The organism is Vibrio sp. 1CM23M (genome assembly GCF_023161755.1).
Lineage (GTDB): Bacteria > Pseudomonadota > Gammaproteobacteria > Enterobacterales > Vibrionaceae > Vibrio > Vibrio coralliirubri.
In genome coordinates this window covers 32,901-55,929 of sequence record NZ_JALNTR010000001.1, presented here as the reverse complement: position 1 = coordinate 55,929, position 23,029 = coordinate 32,901, and the positions used below count along the sequence as shown (strand labels likewise).

General features: G+C 37.9%; 15 protein-coding genes and 1 pseudogene. 5 read left to right on the top strand and 11 right to left on the bottom strand.

What is annotated here, in order from left to right; genetic code table 11:
• Positions 1–172 precede the first annotated feature (172 nt).
• The 3 genes from ylqF to MSG35_RS00235 all read right to left on the bottom strand — a co-directional run bounded on the left by ylqF (position 173) and on the right by MSG35_RS00235 (position 4,616).
• A complete protein-coding gene (ylqF, locus tag MSG35_RS00245) occupies positions 173–1,117 on the bottom strand; it encodes a ribosome biogenesis GTPase YlqF (RefSeq protein ID WP_123300796.1) in 945 nt (314 codons plus the stop codon).
• Positions 1,118–1,619: 502 nt separating this feature from the next.
• Entirely contained in the window at positions 1,620–1,886 is a 267-nt protein-coding gene (locus MSG35_RS00240; protein ID WP_016788587.1) for an AlpA family phage regulatory protein, read from the bottom strand.
• A gap of 411 nt (positions 1,887–2,297) precedes the next feature.
• Positions 2,298–4,616, bottom strand: a complete 2,319-nt coding sequence (locus tag MSG35_RS00235) for a hypothetical protein (RefSeq protein WP_102484222.1) — start codon at positions 4,614–4,616, stop codon at positions 2,298–2,300.
• A gap of 992 nt (positions 4,617–5,608) precedes the next feature.
• Here MSG35_RS00235 and MSG35_RS00230 point away from each other — a divergent pair.
• The 4 genes from MSG35_RS00230 to MSG35_RS00215 all read left to right on the top strand — a co-directional run bounded on the left by MSG35_RS00230 (position 5,609) and on the right by MSG35_RS00215 (position 11,632).
• Positions 5,609–6,046, top strand: a complete 438-nt coding sequence (locus MSG35_RS00230; protein ID WP_065113537.1) for an AAA family ATPase — start codon at positions 5,609–5,611, stop codon at positions 6,044–6,046.
• A gap of 4 nt (positions 6,047–6,050) precedes the next feature.
• Positions 6,051–6,329, top strand: a complete 279-nt coding sequence (locus tag MSG35_RS00225) for a hypothetical protein (protein ID WP_102484221.1) — start codon at positions 6,051–6,053, stop codon at positions 6,327–6,329.
• Between the two features lie 453 nt (positions 6,330–6,782).
• Positions 6,783–7,583: a metallophosphoesterase gene (locus MSG35_RS00220; protein ID WP_081090025.1), complete on the top strand. Its 801-nt coding sequence runs from the start codon at positions 6,783–6,785 to the stop codon at positions 7,581–7,583.
• 386 nt (positions 7,584–7,969) lie between these two features.
• Positions 7,970–11,632: a P-loop NTPase fold protein gene (locus MSG35_RS00215; protein ID WP_061025525.1), complete on the top strand. Its 3,663-nt coding sequence runs from the start codon at positions 7,970–7,972 to the stop codon at positions 11,630–11,632.
• A 71-nt stretch (positions 11,633–11,703) separates the two neighbouring features.
• Here MSG35_RS00215 and MSG35_RS00210 read toward each other — a convergent pair.
• Both MSG35_RS00210 and MSG35_RS00205 read right to left on the bottom strand, forming a co-directional pair.
• Positions 11,704–12,682: pseudogene (locus MSG35_RS00210) on the bottom strand (IS481 family transposase).
• Between the two features lie 107 nt (positions 12,683–12,789).
• Positions 12,790–13,536, bottom strand: a complete 747-nt coding sequence (locus tag MSG35_RS00205; protein ID WP_248382407.1) for a hypothetical protein — start codon at positions 13,534–13,536, stop codon at positions 12,790–12,792.
• A 493-nt stretch (positions 13,537–14,029) separates the two neighbouring features.
• Here MSG35_RS00205 and MSG35_RS00200 point away from each other — a divergent pair, with 493 nt between their 5' ends.
• Complete coding sequence (locus MSG35_RS00200) at positions 14,030–15,703, top strand: DUF262 domain-containing protein (protein ID WP_248382406.1); 1,674 nt, start codon at positions 14,030–14,032, stop codon at positions 15,701–15,703.
• A 564-nt stretch (positions 15,704–16,267) separates the two neighbouring features.
• Here MSG35_RS00200 and MSG35_RS00195 read toward each other — a convergent pair.
• The 6 genes from MSG35_RS00195 to MSG35_RS00170 form a co-directional block, all read right to left on the bottom strand.
• The gene (locus MSG35_RS00195; RefSeq protein WP_016796814.1) at positions 16,268–16,696 is read right to left on the bottom strand and encodes a VOC family protein; all 429 of its coding nucleotides are present in this window, start codon (positions 16,694–16,696) and stop codon (positions 16,268–16,270) included.
• A gap of 108 nt (positions 16,697–16,804) precedes the next feature.
• Positions 16,805–17,557 carry a hypothetical protein gene (locus MSG35_RS00190; RefSeq protein WP_248382405.1) on the bottom strand — a complete coding sequence of 251 codons (753 nt, stop codon included), beginning with the start codon at positions 17,555–17,557 and terminating at the stop codon, positions 16,805–16,807.
• 115 nt (positions 17,558–17,672) lie between these two features.
• Positions 17,673–18,167 (bottom strand): arsinothricin resistance N-acetyltransferase ArsN1 family B, encoded by a 495-nt coding sequence (locus MSG35_RS00185; RefSeq protein WP_102484219.1) that lies wholly within the window; start codon positions 18,165–18,167, stop codon positions 17,673–17,675.
• A gap of 691 nt (positions 18,168–18,858) precedes the next feature.
• Positions 18,859–19,704: a hypothetical protein gene (locus MSG35_RS00180; protein WP_061026032.1), complete on the bottom strand. Its 846-nt coding sequence runs from the start codon at positions 19,702–19,704 to the stop codon at positions 18,859–18,861.
• A 536-nt stretch (positions 19,705–20,240) separates the two neighbouring features.
• Positions 20,241–21,815, bottom strand: a complete 1,575-nt coding sequence (locus tag MSG35_RS00175) for a relaxase/mobilization nuclease domain-containing protein (RefSeq protein ID WP_061026034.1) — start codon at positions 21,813–21,815, stop codon at positions 20,241–20,243.
• On the bottom strand, positions 21,812–22,315 hold the full coding sequence (locus MSG35_RS00170) for a hypothetical protein (protein ID WP_050648091.1): 504 nt from the start codon (positions 22,313–22,315) through the stop codon (positions 21,812–21,814). Before MSG35_RS00170 ends, MSG35_RS00175 begins: the two co-directional genes overlap by 4 nt.
• Positions 22,316–23,029: the final 714 nt, after the last annotated feature.

Genomic DNA, 23,029 nt, shown 5'->3' with positions numbered 1-23,029 from the left:
CAGTCTTGATGATTGTAAACGAGCATTTCTATAGATTTGTCAGTATGTTAGCTAGATCAACAAACGGTAGCGGGCAATATTCACGCTCTATTATCGATAGAGCGTGAATATCTAGAGGCTGGTGTAAGAGTGGTAAACAGAAATTAAAGCAGATTATAAAAACTAATCGCGATTAACGCTTGTTCTTCAAATAACGCTTACGACGCTCTTCTTTTTTCTTGATCTGTTGTTCGGCTTTCAGCGCAGCCGCTTCTTCAACTTCGATCAGCTCTTGTGTGATCATTTCTGGCAACTCAAGCGTTACCTTACCTAAAGTGCCATTACGCAATTCGTGAAGCAGGATTTCTGAACATTTGTGAATGTCGATATGACCACCGGCACGAAGTGCACCACGCTTACGGCCAATCGCTTCCATCAGTTCGATGTCAGACTCAGGCAGCTCTTCAATTTGGTAGCGCTCTTGCAAAAGGTTAGGGTACTGTTTTGCTAGGTACTCTACTGTGTAAAATGCCACTTCATCGTATTCCATTGCTGTATCTTTTACAGCACCTGTTGCAGCCAAGCGGAAGCCACTGTGTGGGTTTTCTACTTTAGGCCAAAGGATTCCTGGAGTATCTGAAAGGATCACGCCATTTTGCAGATTGATACGTTGTTGGCGACGAGTTACCGCAGGTTGGTTACCAGTAACCGCAATCGTACGTCCAGCCAAGCAGTTGATGATGGTCGATTTACCCACGTTCGGGATGCCCATGATCATTGTACGAATGTTTTTGCCCATCTGTTCACGGTGCGGTGCCAGTTTGCGTACTAGCTCCATAACGTGATTAACTTCTTCTTTTACGCTAGTCGTAATCGCAATCGCTTTAACGCCTTGCTCTTTCTCGAAGTGCTCAATCCAACGTTGAGTCAGTTCTGGATCTGCAAGGTCACGCTTGTTCAGCACTTTTACACAAGGCTTATCGCCGCGCAGTGAAGAGATCATTGGGTTTTCACTACTGAACGGGATACGAGCGTCCAGTACTTCGATGATCACATCAACTTGTGGGATAACTTCTTCGATTTCTTTGCGGGCTTTGTGCATGTGACCCGGAAACCATTGAATACTACTGTTAACCATTTGAAACTATTACCTTTAAATTTTAGTTGTTTAATGTGGGGTACAAAGTGGGGTACATAAGATTTGATAAGGAAATCACAATACATGTACTGTTTCGTCGCCACAATAAACTTTGATAAAGAGATCTTAACACTTTATAAGGGTAGCGTGAATCGAATAACAGGTGTGAAGGCGTAGAGAGTATTTAAAATAAATTTCTAGGGATGATTGCGATGGATAAAGCAGATAGAAAGCGATGGAGCTCCTGTTCTTAGCTATATCTTAATTTGGTTCTAGTGATTGGAGAGGTGCGTATATCAAGGAGGTAGTTTTTAAAATGAAGAGGTTCTGAAGTAACACAACGCTACTGTGTATGGGTGAGTCAAATTCTACGTAAAGAAATGCGCTTAACTCATCATGTTGCGGGATAACAGTGCTCTATAGCAATTAATTGTAAAGTGGAATTTTGCGTTTACATATCGAAGTGAAAATCCCACTTATCATGGTAAGCCTAAAGCAAGAGTTATGCGGCTAATGCTAAATAGCTATCATCAAGAAAGTACTGACGTTTTTCGACTAGCTCTGATACCACAACCTTGAGGTCTTTGCCCAAGACCATTGCAGCAATTATGCTATCAATCTCATGAGAAAGAAATCCAACCGAGTTCGCGCCAAGAGATATTGAAGGTGGGAAAGTTCCATCATTAATTTTGCGATGAAGTGTTGCCATCGAAAATGGGATGCGTGCTAAAACGTCTTTTTTACGTTCGATCTTGAATTTAATGCTCATAAAAAACCTATATGTCACTGTTCAAATCAGTGAAATGAGTGGATGGTTTTCAAATGTTTATGAGAACTAAGTGGCATAATGTGCCAAGGGAATAATCGTTTGCATAATTTATCGCCAGCAAACAAGGCTCTATATTGTTAGTAACTCCTTCAAGTTGAATACAAAGTAAACTGTGAGGACAGCTTTACGAGGTGAATATGTTAACTGCTACTTATTTGCTTGGTAAAGGTCAAACATTTGCACATGCAATTATTTGTGATTAACCTCACGCTTAGTGGTGCTTTTTGTTTAATGTGTAAGCGATTCAAGTTGTTGGTTTATATAGTTAAATGATTAATACGATAAAGTTAAATCATATAACCCCCTAAATGCCGCGTGTGTAGTGGCATTTAGGGGGCTTCGATCTGAATCCTAGCTGATGGTGTTTCTAAAAGCTAAAGCTCTATCATCAAGTTTAATTCTCACTAAGTTTTTGTTGCCATTGTATCCATGCTTTGGCCATATATACCCCAATGAGGTTAATAGGGATTTTAAGAGTTTGGTTGCTCGGGCCTGTGTACATTCCTCATAAAACTTTACTCTTGGAAGTACCTCATGAAAATATTCATGGTTGTCATAAATTTTTCGCGATATTTCAAGAACCTGTGGACGTGAAAGTCTAAGTTTTTCATCCCGATTACTATATTCAGAACTCTCAAAGATCATTGAATTCAGAATCTTGGCAGGTTCAACGAGGTGTTTTGTGCTTTTGTCCAGTTGACTAGTCCAGACGTGTTTGAAAAGCTGTTTATTCGTAAAAGACATATCAAAAAGAACATCTTCTTCTTTTACTGAACTAATCTGATAGTCACGCATGATCTCGAATCTCTTTATCATCGCTTGCTCTTTAAAACCTACTTGGTTTGTTGCCATGAGCCTGTCTACTTCTGTTTGCGTGGTTAGAGGCGCATCCAAGATTGCTTGTATTCGACTCTCTTTGTCCAATCCATTCAATACATTGAGCTGATTTTGTCCCTTCTCCAATAACTCATGGGTGGTTGTTAATATTTGAACATTGAATCCAAGTTGTTTTAGCGCCCATCTCATACTTAATGGTTGGTTGCTATTGAACAGTTTCCGCTTGTTAACAAATTCTAGATTCAATAGGTCACAATCTGAATCAAGAAAATTGTTTTGTATTGGCTGATAGTCGTACATAAAATTTGATGTTAAATAGAACGTTATTTTCGTGCTAGTTCTGAACCTCTTTGAAAAATTAATCAGTTCTTTCACACCCAGCGTGAGATCACTCACGACGTTCACATTGTCTGTATAGTCACTTTCTATCGAATAACCTGAAGCTAGACATGGAGATGCGAAAATCTTGTCGTATTTCAAGCATTCCTTAGAAGGGTTTTCTAGAAATTTGGCTTGTTCTGATGAGCCTTTGTTAGCACCTGTAATAACAAGTGTTTTCTTACGTAAAGCTACTTTTTCGCATGGTTGCCCAGAGCTATCTTTCAATCCCAAATCTATCATTACAAGTCTGAGTGATTTGAGAGTGTCAAATAAAATGACCTTTTCATTTTTAAACTGTTTTCTTGTATTTGTGAAAACATGGAGCTTGTCTGCAATTGTGACGTTCACATTTTTGTATGGATTATGTGTTGCTTTGATAACCTGAATGTTTTTGCCTAGTTTTTTCAGCCAACGTAGAGTTGTGTCAGTAATATCAGCGTCAGCAACAACAACCTTGGGAGCCCTCTTAATTGCTTTGCTCAAGATTTCAAAGACTTCTTCTCGCGGCATTGTATTGTTGCTGTTTGAGCAAACAGTCGAAGTGACTTTTTCAAATTCATCGATAATAAGTACGTCGCAACTAAGTACGAAAGACGCTATGTGATCTTTGTAGCTACTGTTAACTACAACTCCAAGTGCATCTGCATTTTCTATCTCATATAAGGGCGCTTTTTTATAGGAAATTGCATCAGTCATTTCACAGAACTGTTCAACTAGTGGAATGAGATATGAAAGATACACGATACGCTTTTTGTTATGAGCAGACTTCGAGATAGGTTGCAGTACATTTTTAGTTTTCCCTGTTCCTGCTCTACCTAAGAGTGCATATGTGTTGTACTTTTCAGAGTTAATGTAGTGGCCCACATCCGCAAAAGTTTCGACTTCAACAATATCGTCAAAGTTGGAGACTCTAGTTGCCTCTATGAGTTCGCTTTCGTGCGACGCTTCAAGTTCCTGTAACTTGGAGAGAAGCTTTCTGTAACTATCATCGGAGCTACCTGGAACAAAGTGATTTAGGCAAGCCTCGGCTGAGTCAAACCGAAGCGGGATTTGCTGAATTAAGTACCTAGAAAGGAATGATGCCAAATCTTCACTTGGATGTATCTTGTAAGCTTCAAATAAGTACTGAAATGAATGGTAGCTAGAGTAGTCAACGCCCGTTACTACATCAATAATATGCTTTTTGTCGGCTTTGAAGTTTTCAAGCATTAGAGTCGAGGAAGCCTCTGGAAGTGACTGAGAATCGATTGCAAACCGTATGTCTTTTAATCCTGCTTGTTTATATGATCGGTAAATTTCCATAATGTTTTTTTGACCATATATTGGTGCCACGATCCTTCTATCTGATGAAGAATACTCAACACCATTTGATACGAGAATCGTGACTTTATCGAATGCATGACCAGTCATGACAATGTGTTCTGATGTTGTTGATTTATTAGTAATTTTCATATTTACCTTTTTATAGTTATTTTCGTTTTTACGTGGTGGAAATTGTTTAAAATTGGCCCTTTAGAATGAACCATAATCGATAGATTCAAAGAGGGACTCTTTGGAGGGTTTACTACTGACATTTATCAGCAAAGCGTTGCCTTTAGTAAAAGGGGGCACTTTGAAGTGTTTATATATAAATAAGGGAAAGTGTCCCTATGAGCAGTTTTCCAAAACTTCGTTTTGAATTGCTCGAGATGCTTATATTTTGAGCATTCGACAAGAAAAGGAAGGCCTTTTAATGCACTAAGAGTTTTCAAAGCTTTTATGTTGCGGTTTGAGTTTGAGTTTGAGTTTTGTTTTAAGGCTCTTCTATAGATAAGTTTGTTCATGGTGGTTTACCGTTGATTTGGTCAAACCTTAACGTAGATACGGTTCTGACACCATATACTACTACTTATAAAATCAATGGCTTAGGTGGTTTTTAAACGTTGTTATTGTTAATCAATATGTTACGGATTGTATTTTTTCAAGATGGTTCACATGTCTTGCTTCTTAAAGGGCCACTTTCTTCTGTATGTATAAAATAAGTTCAAAGTGCCCCCTGTTTTAAAGTTCGCCAAAGCTTAGCTGTAAACTAAATCGATATGTTCATGAGCATTGCTCATGGAAATTTTTTCTGTAAATGATGCCCTAGGCATGATTTTGTAGTTACATCCTTTGAATAACGTATAGATTAATTTATGTGATCTGAGTCTAAATATTAAAACCTCATAGAAACTAGATACTATTTTCATTAAGAAAGTTATGAAGCAAGCTAACTGATTGAGTTAGATGTATAAGTTCATACTCAATCTAAATTTTAGTATTATTAGATTTAATAAACTAGATTAAGTTACTGATTTAAAAGATTAATATCCATTACTGCTAATTGATAAAGCAGTCAATTTTAGTATTATTTACTACGAAAGTAGGGGGGCTCCTCTACCATTAATCAATTTGAGGTAAATAATATGAAGAAACAAAAGCTCACACTAATTAGAGGCATTCCTGGGTCAGGAAAAACAACAATGGCTTCAAAACTTGATGCCCGTTTGGTCGAAGCAGATATGTTTTTTGTAGATAAAGATGGTAAGTACAGCCATTGCCCGCAGTACATTAAAGATGCTCATGCATGGTGTCGACTTGAGATGAAACGTCTTCTAAGAGCTGGATATGATGTTGTCGTAGCCAATACTTTTATTAAAGGCTGGGAGCTTCAAAGTTACATCAATGCTACGCAGAGCCTTGATATTGAGTTGGAGGTTGAGGTTATTGAAGCTGAAGGGAAGTATCAAAATATACACGGTGTTCCAGACTGGACTGTTGAGCGAATGAATCAGCAATTTGAAACATTTGTACCAAAATCAAGCCAGAGCTCACTTAATACTAACGTGTCTACGGAGGTATAAGTATATGCCTGTAAAAGACATAGATTTTTTCTACAGAAAACATATTCGTGCGGCTAGAAAGGCAGCTAAAGGTCTCTCAGGGCTTGATAGGGCGGAAGCCATTTATATTTATTTTGAATATGAAACGCAGCACCCTCATGCGCGATATACATACGACCAGGAAATGATGAATCGTCACTCTGATCATCAATTTCCAATTGATTTGATGAAAGTCATGAGCTCATTATCTGCTACAAATGACTGGCTTGACCTAGATAGTAAACCAATACTTCTGATTGAATAACTTCATTATGGCTACTCTGAGATTGTACAGAAATCAATACTGATCATAGTGGATGTCAGAGAGCATCGGGGGGCCTCATACGGGAAACCAGTTCTGGTTTTATGGTGTTATCTTCTTATCATTATAAGGACATTACACAACAGACCTAATTTTAGTGGGGTATCAGTTAATACGTGATGAGGTACATTATTATTGAGTCATTTCAACTTTAAAAATTCTTAACATCCCAACCCAAATTTAAGAATTCTTAAATGGATTAAGAATCGGTAAGAATTTTCCCATGAGCTTCGCTCAAGAACCTGTCGATTTATTCAAAGCACCGCTTTGGTGGTGCTCTATAAGGGTTATATCGCCAATTAATCTGACGTATCAATGGAGTCGTACATGACTTGTTGGACATCGGTTTGAGCTACTATTATCCTGTTATAACAGTCATTTTTTAAGGGATTGCCAGTGGATACGTTGTTTCAAGTGATTTCAGATTTGCATGAAGAGTTTAGTGGAACCACTATTAAACAATTGGTTAACCCTGACGCTGATATTGTGATACTAGGTGGGGACATTACGCATGGGGTAGGGCTAGCAGAACTCGCTTTTCAAGCTGCTAAATCAAACCCTGACATTGAATTTATCGTGATTGCTGGTAACCATGAGTTTTATCCTCAAGGTTTCGATTATCTTGATTATTTGAGCTGTTTGCCTCTTTGGAATCAATTAAGTTGCAACTTGCACTTTCTCGAAAACACGTCGGTAGTTATTGATAAGTATGATCTTGAGATATTTGGAGGGGTTGGTTGGACAAACCTCAGTGGGCTAAATGACGTCAACACACTTTCTCTACAGATGAGAATCAATGATTTCAAGTACATAACCGTGAATAATCAAACTTTGACACCAACAAAAATGAGGGAGTTGAATGCTAAGTTTAGGAGTTCTTGTATTGAATCTATGTCTAACTCTCTAAAAAATAACAAGCTGGTTGTTTCACACTTTCCACAGAGCTTTGAACTGAAACATTCAGGCTATCCAGTTGACCTTTTAACGTGTTATTTCTGCTCTGACGACAATGAGTTAATCAGAGAGTTAGCTAGTCTTGGAGTAACTGTTATGGTTAGTGGACACACTCACGATAATTTTGATCGAATTGTTGAGGGCGTAAGACAGGTTTCAAACCAAGTCGGATACCCACATGAAGACGGGTTTGAAAACAATCTTATTAAGTCTAGAAAGTTACATACGCTGCTAAAATCCTAATGAGGAAATACTACTGCGCATGCGAGCCCTTCAACTCATAGTTTTCTTACTTGCTAAATAGAGCGGGAATTAAGGATCTATAAGATTGCTTTGGTAAACAAAAATCGTTGATTACTTCTTTGACTTGTTCGTGGAAAAACTGATTCACAGAGTTTTCAAACTAGTACAACTCAGATTTAGCCTTTGCTTGCGTACTCTCTATACATTGAACATTTGAATTTGAGTTTTTTGATTGAGTTTACTTTGAGAATAACTAGTAGGCTGTCCATGTTAGTAGTAGCAATAGAAGTGTTGAGATGTAGTATGAATCTCTCTATATGATTGTCACTTGATATATGTAAGTGCATAATATATCAGTAAATAGAACTATTTTAGAGAATTTAATCATGTGGCAGTTAAAGAGTTATCTTTTGTTAAAAGCTATATCTGTTTTACGCTGGGCTATACGTAGAATTAAATCAATTACCGATACCTCAGATGGTAATAACAGTGAGATGCTTTACCTGGCACCTACGATAGTTGAGACTCCAAATGATTACGACTATTACTTCCATCAGCTAGATTACTTCATTAATGAGTGCTCAAGTAATGTACAGGAAATAGCTCTGACTGGGCCCTATGGTAGCGGAAAATCAACACTATTAAGAACCTACTTTAGTAAGCGACCTAGCTTGAAAACTAAGTTTGTATCTTTAGGGACTTACTTGCCTTCTAAAGATGAAAAAAAAGTAGAAGACTTAGAAAAGGCAATTGCTCGACAGTTACTTTATCAATATAGCGGACTAGATGAAATCGGCTCAAGGTTTAGTTTTCCTATTTATAAAAAAGGAAAAAAGCTATCTGCATATATGCAAGCAGCCGTTCTGATTTGTTGGGGTGTATTGGCTGGGTATGGTATTTCATTGGGGTTAAAGACGTCATTAAACTTGCTATACAATGTTTTGCTGAATGCAGACTGGGTTAACATGAAGGTGTGGGGGATTAGTTTCTTTTTCGCTGTTCCGATTTGCCTTCTGGCCGATGTGTATAAGTACTTGTCTAAAAATAGACTGTCTAGTATTAACCCAAAAGAAGGTAGTTTCGATTTTCAACCTACAGCAAAAGAGGGGACGTCATTTAGTTTACACCTTGAAGAGCTTTTGAGGTTTTTTATTGCTACAAAGACTGATGTAGTAGTGATTGAGGATCTAGATAGATATGAAATTCCTGAGGTTTTTGAAAGTCTGAAAGAATTAAACAATATCGTAAACAAAAGCGACCAAGTATTAAGCCCTGTGCGGTTTGTATATGCTGTTCGTGATGATATCTTTCAAGGGAGCGGTAGAGCAAAGTTTTTCGATGCAATAGTTCCGCTTATCCCTATTATGTCGCCATTCAACTCATATGAAAGATTCAAACAATTGTTTGCAGATCCCGCAATAGCAACTCAGTTAGAACCTGTCTTAAGAAGAGTATCTGTAGCAGTACCTGATATGCGTGTGTTAAGGAATACAGTGAATGAGTTCAACTCATATAGAAAAATTTTGAAGACACAGAACTGTCAAAACAATTATGCCCGATTGCTGTCATTTATTGTATACAAAAACCTTTATAGCCATGACTTTGCCAAGTTATATACAAATGATACCAGTGCGATTGATCAAGCCGTTAACGTTAAAGAGAAGATCCGCCAACAGCAAGAAAAAAACTTAGCTGAGCAATATAACCAGTTACTTCAACAAGATAAAAACTCTTCTCTGGAACTTTTGCAGGATGAACAAGAGTATTTTTGGGTATTATTGGGGCAGCTATCAAGAGCTTTGAATGTGGACGCAATAAGGCTAATTTCAGGGATTGAAACTAAGCAGATGGAAACAGAGGAACTTGTTAACCTTATCCACTCTGACTCACCGCATTTTAAGCAGCTGACTGTCATTGTTAACGGGAACCATCAAACTAATAATTATCAGTCAAAGCAGTTAAGAGTCCCTGCTTTAGACCCAGAATTAGTGCAAAAAAGACTGAGTAATATTCGTGGCAAAAACACGGAACTAGCTGAGAAAAGGCAGCGCGAATTATCTAAAATTAAACAAATGTTATTAGAGACTAGATCTATGACTTGGCCTTTATCTGAAGCAATGGAACTGATGCCAGATGAAGAATGGGTTCCTCATGATATGCCTGTATTAAAGATGTTACTTCGGGATGGTTTAATTGATGAGCATTACGGTTTGTACCTTAATCATGTCCTTGAAGGGAGGCTTACAGATAGAGACTTTGCATTTTTACAAGCGTTGCGAGATCGTCAAGAGTTTGATTTGATGTTTGAGTCTAGCAATTACAACGAAGTATTGTCATACCTATCTGACAATGATGCTTACTCACCAGCGGCTCAAAATTATGGATTGTTGCGATTCCTTTCTAGTTCTGAAGAGCATTCAGTATTACGGAATAAAATTATGCATATTCAGTTCATTGAGCACGAATCATGTGCTGAGCGCTTATACAAACTTCGAGGTGTTCTACCTGAATGGAACAAACTTTTATGGCCAACTGTCATCTCAGATCTTTTATTTAGCATAAAAAATCTACCAAAAGTCGATGGTATTGAGTTGCTCTCTGACTTAGTTAATCATGTGGAAGATCTCTCTACCGAGGAGAAATCCCTTGTGCAACTTCAACTTAAAGAAGAGCCATTATTACTAGAGGCGATAAGTAGGCACTCTAATCCCCAAAAAACTATTGAATCATTTAAGAATAAACAAATAGTGATCAGTAGCTTGGATGAAGCTCCTCATCTTAGATCATTAGTTAGAAGTTCTATTGAATTTGGTATTGTCGAGCTAAACTCAACAACGCTACAGTCGGCGCTTTCTGCTTATTCAGAAAAACATATTAGCTTACCAGCATCCTACAAGTTAATAAGTAAGTTCGAACAAGTTAGGTCATTTGTTGATAGCGATTTCACAAAGGAAGTGGAGCTGGCTAGCACAGGAAAGATTATTAAATGCCCCGATACTTTTATTTTAAAAGTTCTACAATCAGAGCTAAGTGAGGAGGTAACGCTTAGTTCATTGAAGCGTATCGAATTTGAGTTGGTGACCTTAGACAAAGTTCCTCAACAGTATTGGGTACCATTAATAGAAAGCCATAAGTTACAGATTAATTGGTACGTAGTAGAAACTCTGATTAAAGTGACAGAAGAGGAGAATCAAATTGATTCAAACTGGTTATCAGAACTCTTAGCCGAAAAAGAAGTTAAGGAAAAGCTAGCAAATGACACCTCTAACTGCTCATATGAGCAAAATCAAATAATAAAAGCCTTTCTTATCGAGTATACCAAAGACTCAGAAACCTTTACTTATTATGCCAGTCTTCTTAATTTGAGTTTTTCTAATGAAGAGCTAGTTGAACTAACACCATCTAAGCTTAAGTCTTTTGTACATAATGAAATGATAGAACCATCATTAGAGCTTTTCGAACTCTTGCAGCAAAGTGATGTTGATAGCGCCTATTTTTTGATTGAGAAGTACCCAGAACTAATTGAGCAAAAAAGTTTTGAAATAGATGAAGATGATTTTTGTGCTTTGCTTCCTAGAGTAGAGTTGGAACATAGGAAGGTTTTGCTATCAGGCTGGACTGATTACTTGAACGCCTCGATTCCATCTGAGTATTGGTTTCCAATGTTTGCACAAGAAGTTGTGGTAAAAGCTCCATTTACAGGCCTTATAAAGAAAAAAAATGGAAAAGACTTAACACGACATTTAGCTGAAATTGGGATTAAAAATGTAATTAAGCTAAATGAGAGTCAAATCGTAAAGTTTCTTGAAAGTGAGAAAGTTACTCTAAATGAAAAGCTTAACCTGATTATTGGTCAAGTACCTCACCACAAAGGCAAAATTGATAGTTTAGCCGAACAAGCACTTGGTTCTGAATGGCCCCTTAGTGTTAACTTTTACCCTTATAACCCTACTGTTTACGCATTGTTGATGGTTTGCATAGAGTACGAATTATTATCTTCAATAAGATTGTCGGATGAGGGGGTGAAAATCAATTCATTCAGAAAATAGGTTTGGGATTAGCTGTAGTAATTCAGACCTGATCTGACAGTTACCCACTTTTAGACTCGGTGCCTGTCAGATTATATCTGGGCTAAATTCTTTTCAGCCCAGATTGATTTACCATCCTCTAATGTCTCTATTGGCGTTCTGCCACAGCACATTTTTCCTTGATGGGTACGATGATTGTTGTAGTAGTCCATCCATTCGTCCAGATCTTTCTGTAACTCTTCCATCGAACCATACAGTTTCTTTCTGAATGTGACTTGGTAGAACTCATTCAATATGGTCTTGTGGAAGCGTTCGCAGATACCATTTGTCTACGGTGACATCGCTTTCGTTTTCGTGTGGTCGATATCATTGATGGCTAGATAGAGCTGGTAGACATGCTGATCAACACGACCACAGTATTCAGTGCCTCGGTCAGTCAAGATTCTCAACATTGGCAGCTTATGATTCTCGAAGAACGGCAGAACCTTGTCACTCAACATATCTGCTGCCGTGATTGGTGTTTTTGTCGTGTAGAGCTTTGCGAACGCTATTTTGCTGTAGGTATCAACGAACGTCTGCTGATAGATACGCCCAACACCTTTAAGGTTGCCAACATAGAATGTGTCTTGAGAGCCTGGGTGTGCTGTTTCTATCTCACCACAAGCTTCATCATCATGCTTCTGCGTTCTAGAGCAGCGACTTGCTCTTCCGTTAGAATGATACCGTTCTCAGCAACTTGCTTTTCTAAGGCAATGAGGCGTTTTTTGAAGTTTTCTAGGTCGTTGTGAAGCCAGATTGAGCGCACGCCACTTGGAGAGATAAAGACCCCCAGTTTACGCAGTTCGTTGCTTTCGCTATCTGGCAGGGTAGTCGATGGCATATTTTAGGACGGCTTGTTCAGTTTCACTATCGACTCGGTTCTTTAAGTTTGGTGTTCTTCTGCTCTGATTAATCAGAGCATCAATACCGCCAGTTTCAAGTGATAAAACGTGTCTCGAGAGACACCCATAACCTTGCAAGATTGAGAAGCCCAGCTTTGTGTTTGATGATTGGATTGCTAGTATGAAGCATGAGAGTTACCTCTATTGTCTTTGATTAGTGATTAAGTACCTTTAATCAAAGTGGGTAACTCTCTTCTTTTCAAAATGAAGTGTCAGATCTAGTCGGAACTGATACAACTAATGATCCTTGTTGTCAAAAAACAAGTCGCACGTCGTATAAAAATTGTTGTGATAACCTGTCGCTATAAACGTGTAGTGATCCACGTCTCTCTCTCGAAAAGCTTCTATAAAACTATCACGAAGACCTTCGAATACACCAGCGCCTCTCATATTAGAAGCTAAAAACTCGTCATCTGATGTTTCACTTTCAACCAATTCAATTAATTGCTTTTTTGCGTCTTTACACCATTTCGACATGTGATTTGTCGAGTTTGAGTATTGATCCAGAGCATAAATAAATTTCTTATATTCCACCTTATTTCGTCTAAAAAATGGAACACTTTTCATTATAGCTCTCTGATCTATGCTTTCACTTGTAATTAAGTGTGCCCACTTGTCATTGTTCCTCAAAGACTGACGAAACAATTGATTAGTAACTCCACAGACACAAACATAGTTGACTGTATCGAGCATCAATAGCTTTTTTACAAGTAGATTGAACAACCCTTTGTTTCGCATTTCTAAGTCAAGAATTTCAATACGTTCGATTGCAGGGCAAGATTTCTGAAGAGCTAATATGGCTCCAGGTATTGATGAATCAAAAAGTTCAGATTCTCCAACCTCTAATAGCTCTCTTGGCATTTTAAGTGGGCTTCTGATTATAAGTTCGATTGAGTCATCGATATAATTAAACGCCTCGCGTGGATATGCCGACATTGAGAAGTTTTTAACAATTTTCTCAACTGTTGTTTTTACATCATTCATATCTAGAGCTCCTTAATAACTTCAGGACTCAAGAGTGCCAGACTGTCGGTGTTTGTCAATAACTTCTTATAATTCAATTATTTAAGTTATAATATCTCTGAGTGTGAAATGGTGGTGACCTATTTAAATCAAATGAACTGTTCAATGGGAATGTGAGTATACGACCCAACGATTAAGTCGTGTTAAATAGTCAACTTCCTTTGGTCTAAAAGTACGGGTTAGGCTTCTGAGGTAGAAAGTGTAAGAGGCTAAAAATCATTCTGACGCGAAAGTGGACAATTATGAGCTACGAATGCCATCAGTGTCTGCCTTGTTCGCATAAATAAAAATATGGGAAAACTCCATATCAGTGGCCAGTTTTAGTGAACCACTACAAGCTCAAATATGGGTTCTAATGTAATGAATCAAAAATACTGCATTATTCACAGTTTCCTTTTACTGCATCTGATATAATTAACCTATTGATATTAAACGCTTTGTGATGTTTAGTGAAATGAACTTTAATCAAACCACAGTATTGGCTTTCTTTGAGCCCTCCAAGGTTAGTTACGAGATCCCTGTATACCAGCGGGCTTATGCTTGGGGAGAGAACAACTGGCATGAATTCTTGTCAGATCTTTATGAGCAAGTAGATGGGGAAAACAACTATTTTTTCGGGAATATTCTTCTTGAATGCGTTGAAAAGAACAAGTTATACGAAATCATTGACGGCCAGCAAAGGGTCACTACCATTACTATATTTGTTCGCTCTCTACTCAATGTATTAAAGACACGAAATGACCTGTCAGAGCATGATTTTGACATTGATGACACTGAAGAAGCTTTCATCAGAGATAAAAATATTAAACTCCGCCCAGTTGAATATGATCGAAGTTGTTATGACTGCCTAATTGTTGAAAATTACGATCAGTTTGATGCCTATTCTCCATCACAAAAGAAACTACTTGAAGCGAAAGCCTACTTCACTAAACAACTCTCTAAGCTTGATACCGCACGCCTTGTCAGTATCCAAGAGAAGCTTGAAAATACCGACCTTACCATCATCGAGTTGGAGGGTAAGAAGGATGCGGCTTTGATGTTTGAACTGGAAAATAATAGAGGCAAAGAATTGACCAATATGGAAAAGGTCAAATCGTATTTCATGTATCAGATGTATGTGAATAGCCCTGCTGACGATGTTGATAACAATATCGAATTTGTATCGAACATATTTAAACGCATTTATCAGGTAATCAACAACATAGAGCGGATCAATGAAGATAGTGTGCTGATTTACCACAACAATGCGTATATCAAGGGGTACGCTTACCGCACTTTGGATGACTTGAAGGAAGCTTTCCGTAATAAAGATGACAAAGTTACCTGGATAAAAGAGTACGTTCGAAGTTTAAACGATTCATTCGTGGCCATAGATAAGTTACAACATGAAGAGAGTCTGTATGCGAAAAGGCTGTTTAAACTTGGGATCCCCGCATACATTTACCCATTCATTATTAGGGGCTACCGTTATAACTCTTCAGATCTCCCAGCTCTTTTCCGCATTCTTGAAGTGATAACCTTTAGGGCTAAGCTCATCAATAGTCGGGCAAATATCCAAGAGCGTCTCAATGAAATTCTGCTCTCCTACGATGGTAACAATGTTGTCTTATCAGAAAAAATAACAAGTAAGCTCAACGATACATGGTATTGGAGTGATACAAATACGAAGAACTATCTACATGGCGGGATGTACGGAAATAATGTACTAAGCTACCTGCTTTGGAGCTACGAGAGTTATCTTCAGAGAGCGGGATATTCAGTCGAAGGGTTCAAGATTACTAACCAACAAATTGAACATATAGCACCGCGTACGCCTACTGATGGAAGTCCTCTCGAAACAGGATATGAACTCAATGAGCAGGGTGAGTATTCCGAAGACTTTAGCTCTGAATACCTCAATTGTCTTGGTAACCTAATGCTCATATCAGGGTCGCACAATGCGTCCATCGGAAACAAACCATTTGCCGATAAGTTAATGTCTTACAGAAAGAACCCCATTCTCAATCAACAGGCTGAGATTGCTTCTTTCGTTAAAGATAGCGAGAACCCAGTGTGGGATTGTGAAGCAATAGATAAACGGCATAACAAAATCGTGGACTTTGCGATCACTGAGTGGTCATTTCGGTAAAGGGTAACCAGCCACTATCTAGAATCTATTGAGACTGGATAGTGGCAACAGACGGTTCATATATGTCACAAAGTTATGAAGAAATACAAGCGAACTGATTTTCAGATATTCACCCTGTGATTTTGTACCCAATGATTTGCAAAAATCGATAGCAGATTAAACCCCATAGAAATGTAGTGGCACACTGAGTTTGGTCACGCAGTTAGATTAGAAAAAACAAGTTAAATGAGGCTTTGGTGATATCTGTGTTAAATCGGTCGAAACAAGGAATGGGGCAAATATAAGTTCATTTCGCAGGTTGCGATTCGCACACTGCGAAATGGATTTCTAACTCAAAAAAGGGGCTGTTCTTAGCTAGCAGGCACTTTGAAAGAAAAGTGCCACGAGTAAAACTTCAGGCTTATGAAGCCTCTGGACAAAGGCGAGTTGGCGAGATTAGGAGCTTGTTAGATTTCGGATTAGCTGAGGTAACGCTAAGTCAACGAGCCAAAAACCATGGCATATACTCTCACGAAGTGAAAATACCAAGCGTTTTTGGTCACTGTTAAACGCCTTGTTATAACACTACTCTGACGGTTTCGCTTTCTCTCCAAGGTGCTGGGTAAACCTTAGTAAATAACCATCTAGATCTTGTATTAGAAACTCTCGTTCACCTGATAGCTTTTCACCAGTGTCATACCATGTTTCCTTTAAATCACGAAAAAAACGTACGTTAGCTTTCTTCAGTCTTTCAACTAGCGGCTCTAAGTCTGAAAGCTCTATTTGGAAGTTTACTCCACGTCCTAATGGAGTAACTAACTCACCTGTAATCCACCCTGAATCCGTGATTTGTTCGAGCATGATCTGAACCTGTTCTTGTTCAAGGTATACAAAGTCAGGATTTTCTCGCTTAATACGTACAGAGAAGCCAAGCACATCGACGTAAAATGATAACGACGCTTCAAAATTGCTTACCGATAATTCGGGAACCATAGGATTCCAGTATTCTTCCATAATCTATCCTTGCTATATGCTGTAATTCCGCTTGTGTTATAACGCCTTGCTAAGCGGACTAAAATTGTGGGTTATAATGTGTAGCGAAGCGAAACGTAACCCACTGTTTTAGTTCCGTTTAAGCAACTTGTTATATGCTTTTACATCTTCCCAATATTCATGTTCTGTAAGTGGGGGATATCTTTGAGACATGAGACCAAGAATTTCTTTTACGGCTTCTTCATGACTCTTTCCCGTGAATCTATAATCACTTAAAATTACTTTTAGTCCAGGAAAAGCTTTAGCAACTAACTTATAGTTTACAGCACTTGCTCCCTTATTTTCTATATTCTCTGTGCGCAGTCTAATATAGGTAGGTTCGTTTTCTAATTTTAAGGATATTATGGAAGCGACTAAATCTGCTGATAATTCATTTAAATAATCGTCATAATCGTCAGAGCTATTCTGCTTTACGAAACCAGAAACTTTATACCTGATCGGAGTGAAACAATGCCCAGTTTCATGTTTTAGAGTGTTTAAGCTAATCCCTTTTTTGTAAACAATGACACACTCTTTATTTTTTCCATCTTTCAACAAGTGAACACTAGTTACAGCATTTACATCTCTATTATTTGAAAGTATTAAAAACTTGCGATTTATAGAATCAAGAGTATTGATCGTAGGTTTTTTACTATTTTTAAATATATGATATTTCTTATTATCTGTATTGTTTAAGCTACTATTGAGCGCTATCAGTACAACACTAGAATAGTCACCGACCATTCTAGTGGCATTTTCATAGAAAATATTTTCTTCTGTGGAATGAGCATTTTTCAAAAAAAATGATAATAAAATAACGACTAAAAATGTATTCTTATGCATATTGTGATAAACCTTGTGTGCATATAACGCCTAATTAACAGGCAAAAAATAGTTGGTTAAAATAAGCGACGAAGGAGCAAAAACCAACTGTTTTTTGTCCTTGTTTAATTTCTTGTTAGGCTTTTAATACACCTTGCCAGTAACCAACATCTTTCCATTGTTCAAATTTAAAACCAACCTGTTTGAAATGTGCAACTTTTTCTAAGCCAAATTTCTCATGGAGAGCGACGCTAGCAGGATTAGGCAATGTAATGCCACCAATCACAGAATGGATAGAACGAGATTTTAACTCTGAGAATAAAGCATCATAGAGTTGTGAACCTACGCCGTTACCGATACATTTTGGCGATAAATAAACAGTAACCTCGACTGAAAAACGATAAGCAAAACGCTCTCTCCATTTGGTAGCATAAGCATAACCAATTAAGGCACCCGAAGAATCTTCGGCAATTAACCACGGTAAATCATCTGATTGAACTTTAGATATACGATTAAGAATATCTTCAGCAGATATAATTTCTGTTTCGAATGTAACAACAGTATCTGAAATATAATGATTATATATTTCAGCAATTGAAGTAGCATCCTTACTCACTGCATTACGAATCACAATGCCTCCTGAAAGCCTTACATTTTAATATCGTGCAAGCACGAATTCACACTTTCAGCATATCCCAACCCCATCACTTAACCAAATGAAAAATAAGAATATAATACAGTACAAATACGATTTTTTAGGTGCAAACCGTGCAAACACACATTGCTTCCTATCCAAGGCACGTTATCACTGAAGAACTTCCATTTAGTTATCGACTATTCAATAGCTTAGAGACACTTAAACAACGTATTCGTGCGTAGCTGTGTTTGAAGATCAGTCTTTAGTGGTCTAGTGGGTTAGAAATTTGGGGACAAAGTTAGAACTTTAGGCATGAGGAAAAGTAAGGCAAGTTCCTGAGTTTGAACCTGAGTTCAATCCCTATCTGGCTCATTTTGGGGCAGGAATAATTTAGGAAACAGGTTGTTTCCCAATTTGACAGCTTGATAAAACAGGCTGATTAAAATTGCATTTGCCTCCTATCCAAACTCATTTGGGGGCATAAGTTAGTTAGCGAGAGGAGAACTTACATTGAACGGCCAATCTCAGACGGAGGTTTGATCTGGATGTTTAGCTGTGAGTACTCGGAGCGATTATTGTTAATTCTTAGCAATTCTTAAGCGAATTAAGAATTCTTAAAAAACGAAAGAAATTTTAAGAATTCCAATTATTAACTGCTTTATCAATGTTGCGATGTGTTTACATTTTAAAATACCGCCTGCGGCGAAGTTGCCAATATGTTTTTCTTCCTTTTCTCTAGTCCTTGTCTAGGATAGGAGTGATCTTTGTGAGTCATCTCTTGAATGCTAAGTACATCTTCGTCTGTCAGACTTCCAAAAATATCGGCTTCGATCTGATTCTTTCTTGACTTGTTTGCGACTTGATATTTTACGTGCACTTGCGATGCGATAGTGTCGTTCAGCATCGAGAAGTCCGATAGAGGTTTGTGAAGAGCCTTCTCGTCCATGCCTTTAGCTCTAAGAATTTCTTCAAGTCTGAAGACTGCTTGCAGTAAAGATTCTGCTTCAAATGCCGTAACTCGATCGACAGATTCAATTTCACCAATTTGCTCGCAAACATGATGGATTGGGGCAGCGAGACTATGTGTGGTAATTCCATGTTGTAATTCTACTTTGTCTCGACCTTTTTGGACTTCTCTTTGCTTTCTAATATTATTTTTGTATGCAGCAACCTGGCAATAATCCTGGAGTGCACTGAAATGAGTATCCTTCAGTTGCATGATTTCAGGTTGGTATAGCTCAGTACCAAACATCTCGAAAGCTTCTTTTTTTGAAACTGGCTTTTTCGTTGCTAAATGCAGCTTAGCGCTCAATATCACGCCGCTCTCGTCTTTAACTTTCTTTCCGTCCTTTTTCACTGTGGCTCGAATGTGTAATGAAACTTGTTTTTTATCATTCGTTTGAAGCTCATCAATGTGCTGGAAATCTGGCTTTTGAATTTGGTAATGTACAGTTAAATTATCACTACCCTGCATTTTAATGTCATTTTTTAATTTGTATTCAAGTTCGATTATTCGCTCTTTATTATTCATGCTTCTAACCATTTTTATTATTTTTATTGGTATTTAGATATATTAATTGGAATGAATAAATATAGCAATGATTCTTATTAATAGTTGACAAATAAATATTACCAATTAGTAAGGCTTAACAATTTACTTTCCTATTGTTGTATTAAAGTTAATATTCATCTAGTTGAGGTTTTCTCTATTTAAATAAATTTAGTGCGAGTAATTATTATAAACAAAAAATATAAGGTAATAATTAATAATCAACAAACAAAGTTATGAAATTTAAATATAAATAACGAATTATCAATAATTTAAAGTTCGCAGGTTTATTGTAGGTATATTGACGGACTCTTCCAAACGGCAAGGCTTGTTCGCATAAGCTATTTCAGCTACACTAAATCTAAGGTAAGAGAGGGATTAGTCGGATTGAAAAAGCCCCTCCACCCGCGCTGCCATCGCAAGATGCTTCGGGAGAAGATAATGCAGAGCGACTGCGAAAAGCGTATAAAAAGGTAATCTGGAGATTCATCGCCCCTACTCACAGGGGCGTTTTTCGTTTATAGGGAAGGGGATAGGTCATTTGCGATAGTTCGTGCTCTAGCAGTGCTCTTTGTCCCGTCTCCTGAGTCTTGTTTGCCTTTAATGTGCATTTCGAGGTCGATAGTATCAATGACTTCGTTTTTGCGGCCATCATGATGATATTCTTGATTCTCAGTAAAGCCGAAGAGATTTTGGTAGTCACTATCGAGAAGTACTTCTGCAAACTTTATATCTGTCGATGGTGGGCGCACTTCCCGAGTGTCAAATCCAAAAAATTCTAGAATCATATCGATAAACATCTCGGCCCATTTTAGCTCAAGATAAGCACGATACTCGGGGCCTGTCATTCTCGGTGTTTCTTCGAGATTTTTGACTGCAAATCGACGACTGACAATAAAAACTCCATCTTTTCGATGAGCTCTAAAGTTTCGTTTCTTACGCAGCATTTTGAGAATATGTTTGGAGAAATGAAGTTCGTCCATTTTGACTTGAACATCGTAAACTTTTTTGCCCAACAATCTTATGTCATCAAGCTTCTTGAATGCGATGATGTCCTTTTCTTCATCATCTCTCATCCTGGTTTCACGAGCTGATATTTCTTTCGCAATACCAAGTTGCTCATCGGTGATATGAGACAGTCTGTCCTTGATTTTTTTGAATCCAAACTTGCTTTGCTTTCCTAGTTTTGAGGCTGAACAGATAAAGTTCTCACCGCTTTGAGCTTTGATTCTGTATGAGATGCCTTTGATTGCGCCATCTTTAGTGTATGTAAACTGAACGCCGATACTGGCTTCTCGTAGTGCCAGCATCCACTCAGACAGAGAGGGTTTTAATTGGGTTTCCGTGAGGAGTTGGTCATGCACAACGTTTAAGCGCCTGATGATGTCATTTACATGAGGTTTTCTTCTGTCGCCCTGCTCAGAGTTGTTTGGCACCATTATATAGTCGCCATTCTCCTGCTTTTCTGGCTTCATCAAGTCGCCTGGGCTTGCTAGACGGGTTAGGCCAAAGTCTAGCTCTATCTTTCTAATGATAGGGAAGGAGCGCTCGTGTTCTTTCCAGTCGGGAATGACTTTGTTAGTAAGCGTGTCAATTCGACTGATAATAAGATGGACATGTGGGTTGGACTCTTTTGCATGCTTGAAGCAGATCCATTTACAGTTTTCGTATCCAAGGCCTGTCATGAATTGTTCTGCAACCTTGGCCCATTGGTGATTTGCCATATCTTCGCCTTCGGGGTTTGAGAGCACCCAGTGCTTCAAAGGACGTTGGCATCTATCGTTTCTGCTACTAACTTCAATCAGCTCTTCGATCACATCATCCCAATTTTCAACGGTCGCGTTGGGTCTAAATATCATCTCGTCTGCTGAGAGCATCTCATTTGAAGTGATGAACTCGCTCACACTGCCTTCTTTTGTGTTCGCGCTATATAGAAGCATTTGTTCTGCGTTTAGTTCGGTGTCATCGATGACCTCAAGAGGGACGGCGGCTTCCATGCCGCCTTTACCCGATCTAGACACATAACGCATCATTTGGACGACGTCTTTTGCAGTCTGGACAGTTTCTTTAGGCTTGCATTCAAATCCAATCATGCATCACCTCTCGCTTTGCTGTTCTTAAGCTTATAGCCATTCACTACTTCTTTAACTTCATCAAGTGATAGATTATTGATGGCGAGTGAGATGATGGTGTCGGTGCTTATGTCGCCTTTAATTTCCTCGCGAAGCCCCCTGATTTCATCTCGAAGACTTACTGTGTCTTCAACGAATACTTTCATGTGCCCATTCAGCTGTTCTCCCCGATGTAAAGAGTGCATCAGTTGATTGAAGTTGCTGAAATAACTTCGTGAGCTTTTAAGAAATTCTAGCGATGTTTTAGTGATTATTGCTTTAGGCTTAATTGCGCTAAAGACGCAGTCTCGAACATAGTCTGACTTATACTTATACCCAGCATCTTTGTATGCTCTCACTATAGCGTCGTTTTGAGCATTAGTGATTTTGCATCGTAGATCTTTACTTTGTTTAAGGTGAGCTTCTTTTTTAGGTGCGCCACCTTTGTTTTTGCTTTCTTTATAATCGTTATTGTTTTTCATAGTAGTACCATTTTTATTATTATTTTTTTTTGGTAGTGAGTTAATTTTTGGTGTTTGGCACTGTTGTTGCCATTTGAGGCATCAGTGTTGCCAAGCTAGGGATGCGAAACCCAAATAAAGTCGATTTTGGCACCAGAGGTGCCATTTTGGCCGTTTAACGGCCAAGCTAGCGAAAATTGCGAAGCGAATTTTAAAGAGCCAACGGAGTTCAAGCAGTTGAAGAGGTAGTAACGAAGTTACGTATCCTCTGAAACTCCAGCTTGCTAATTATTTAAATATATGAAAAATAAGAACAAGCTTACTATTTGAATTTAGGGTAGCTAAAAAGCTTTATTCTTAATTGTTTTGCAGTGCGCGTGTGCGCTGAATTATATGTTTACTAATTTTAGATAAGGTGTTTTTCTTGAATTAGTTAATTACTAAGTTTTTAAAGATCTATGAATAACCGTTTATTTGCATTCATTCTTATATAATAAAGTTTAATTATTTATTAATCAACTGACATTGAAATTTTTAATTGTTATGTTTTTAAATTTATTTTAATATTACGCCTTTTGATGTTCTAAAAACCATATTTATTAAGGTAAACATATTCTCAAGTGTGTTTGTTTTTAATTAAATATAACCAAATTTTATTTATAAACAACTAACAAAAGTTAGTCATTTTCCACAAGATTTTTATTTGAAATAAACAAAATTAGTTAAATGAATTAT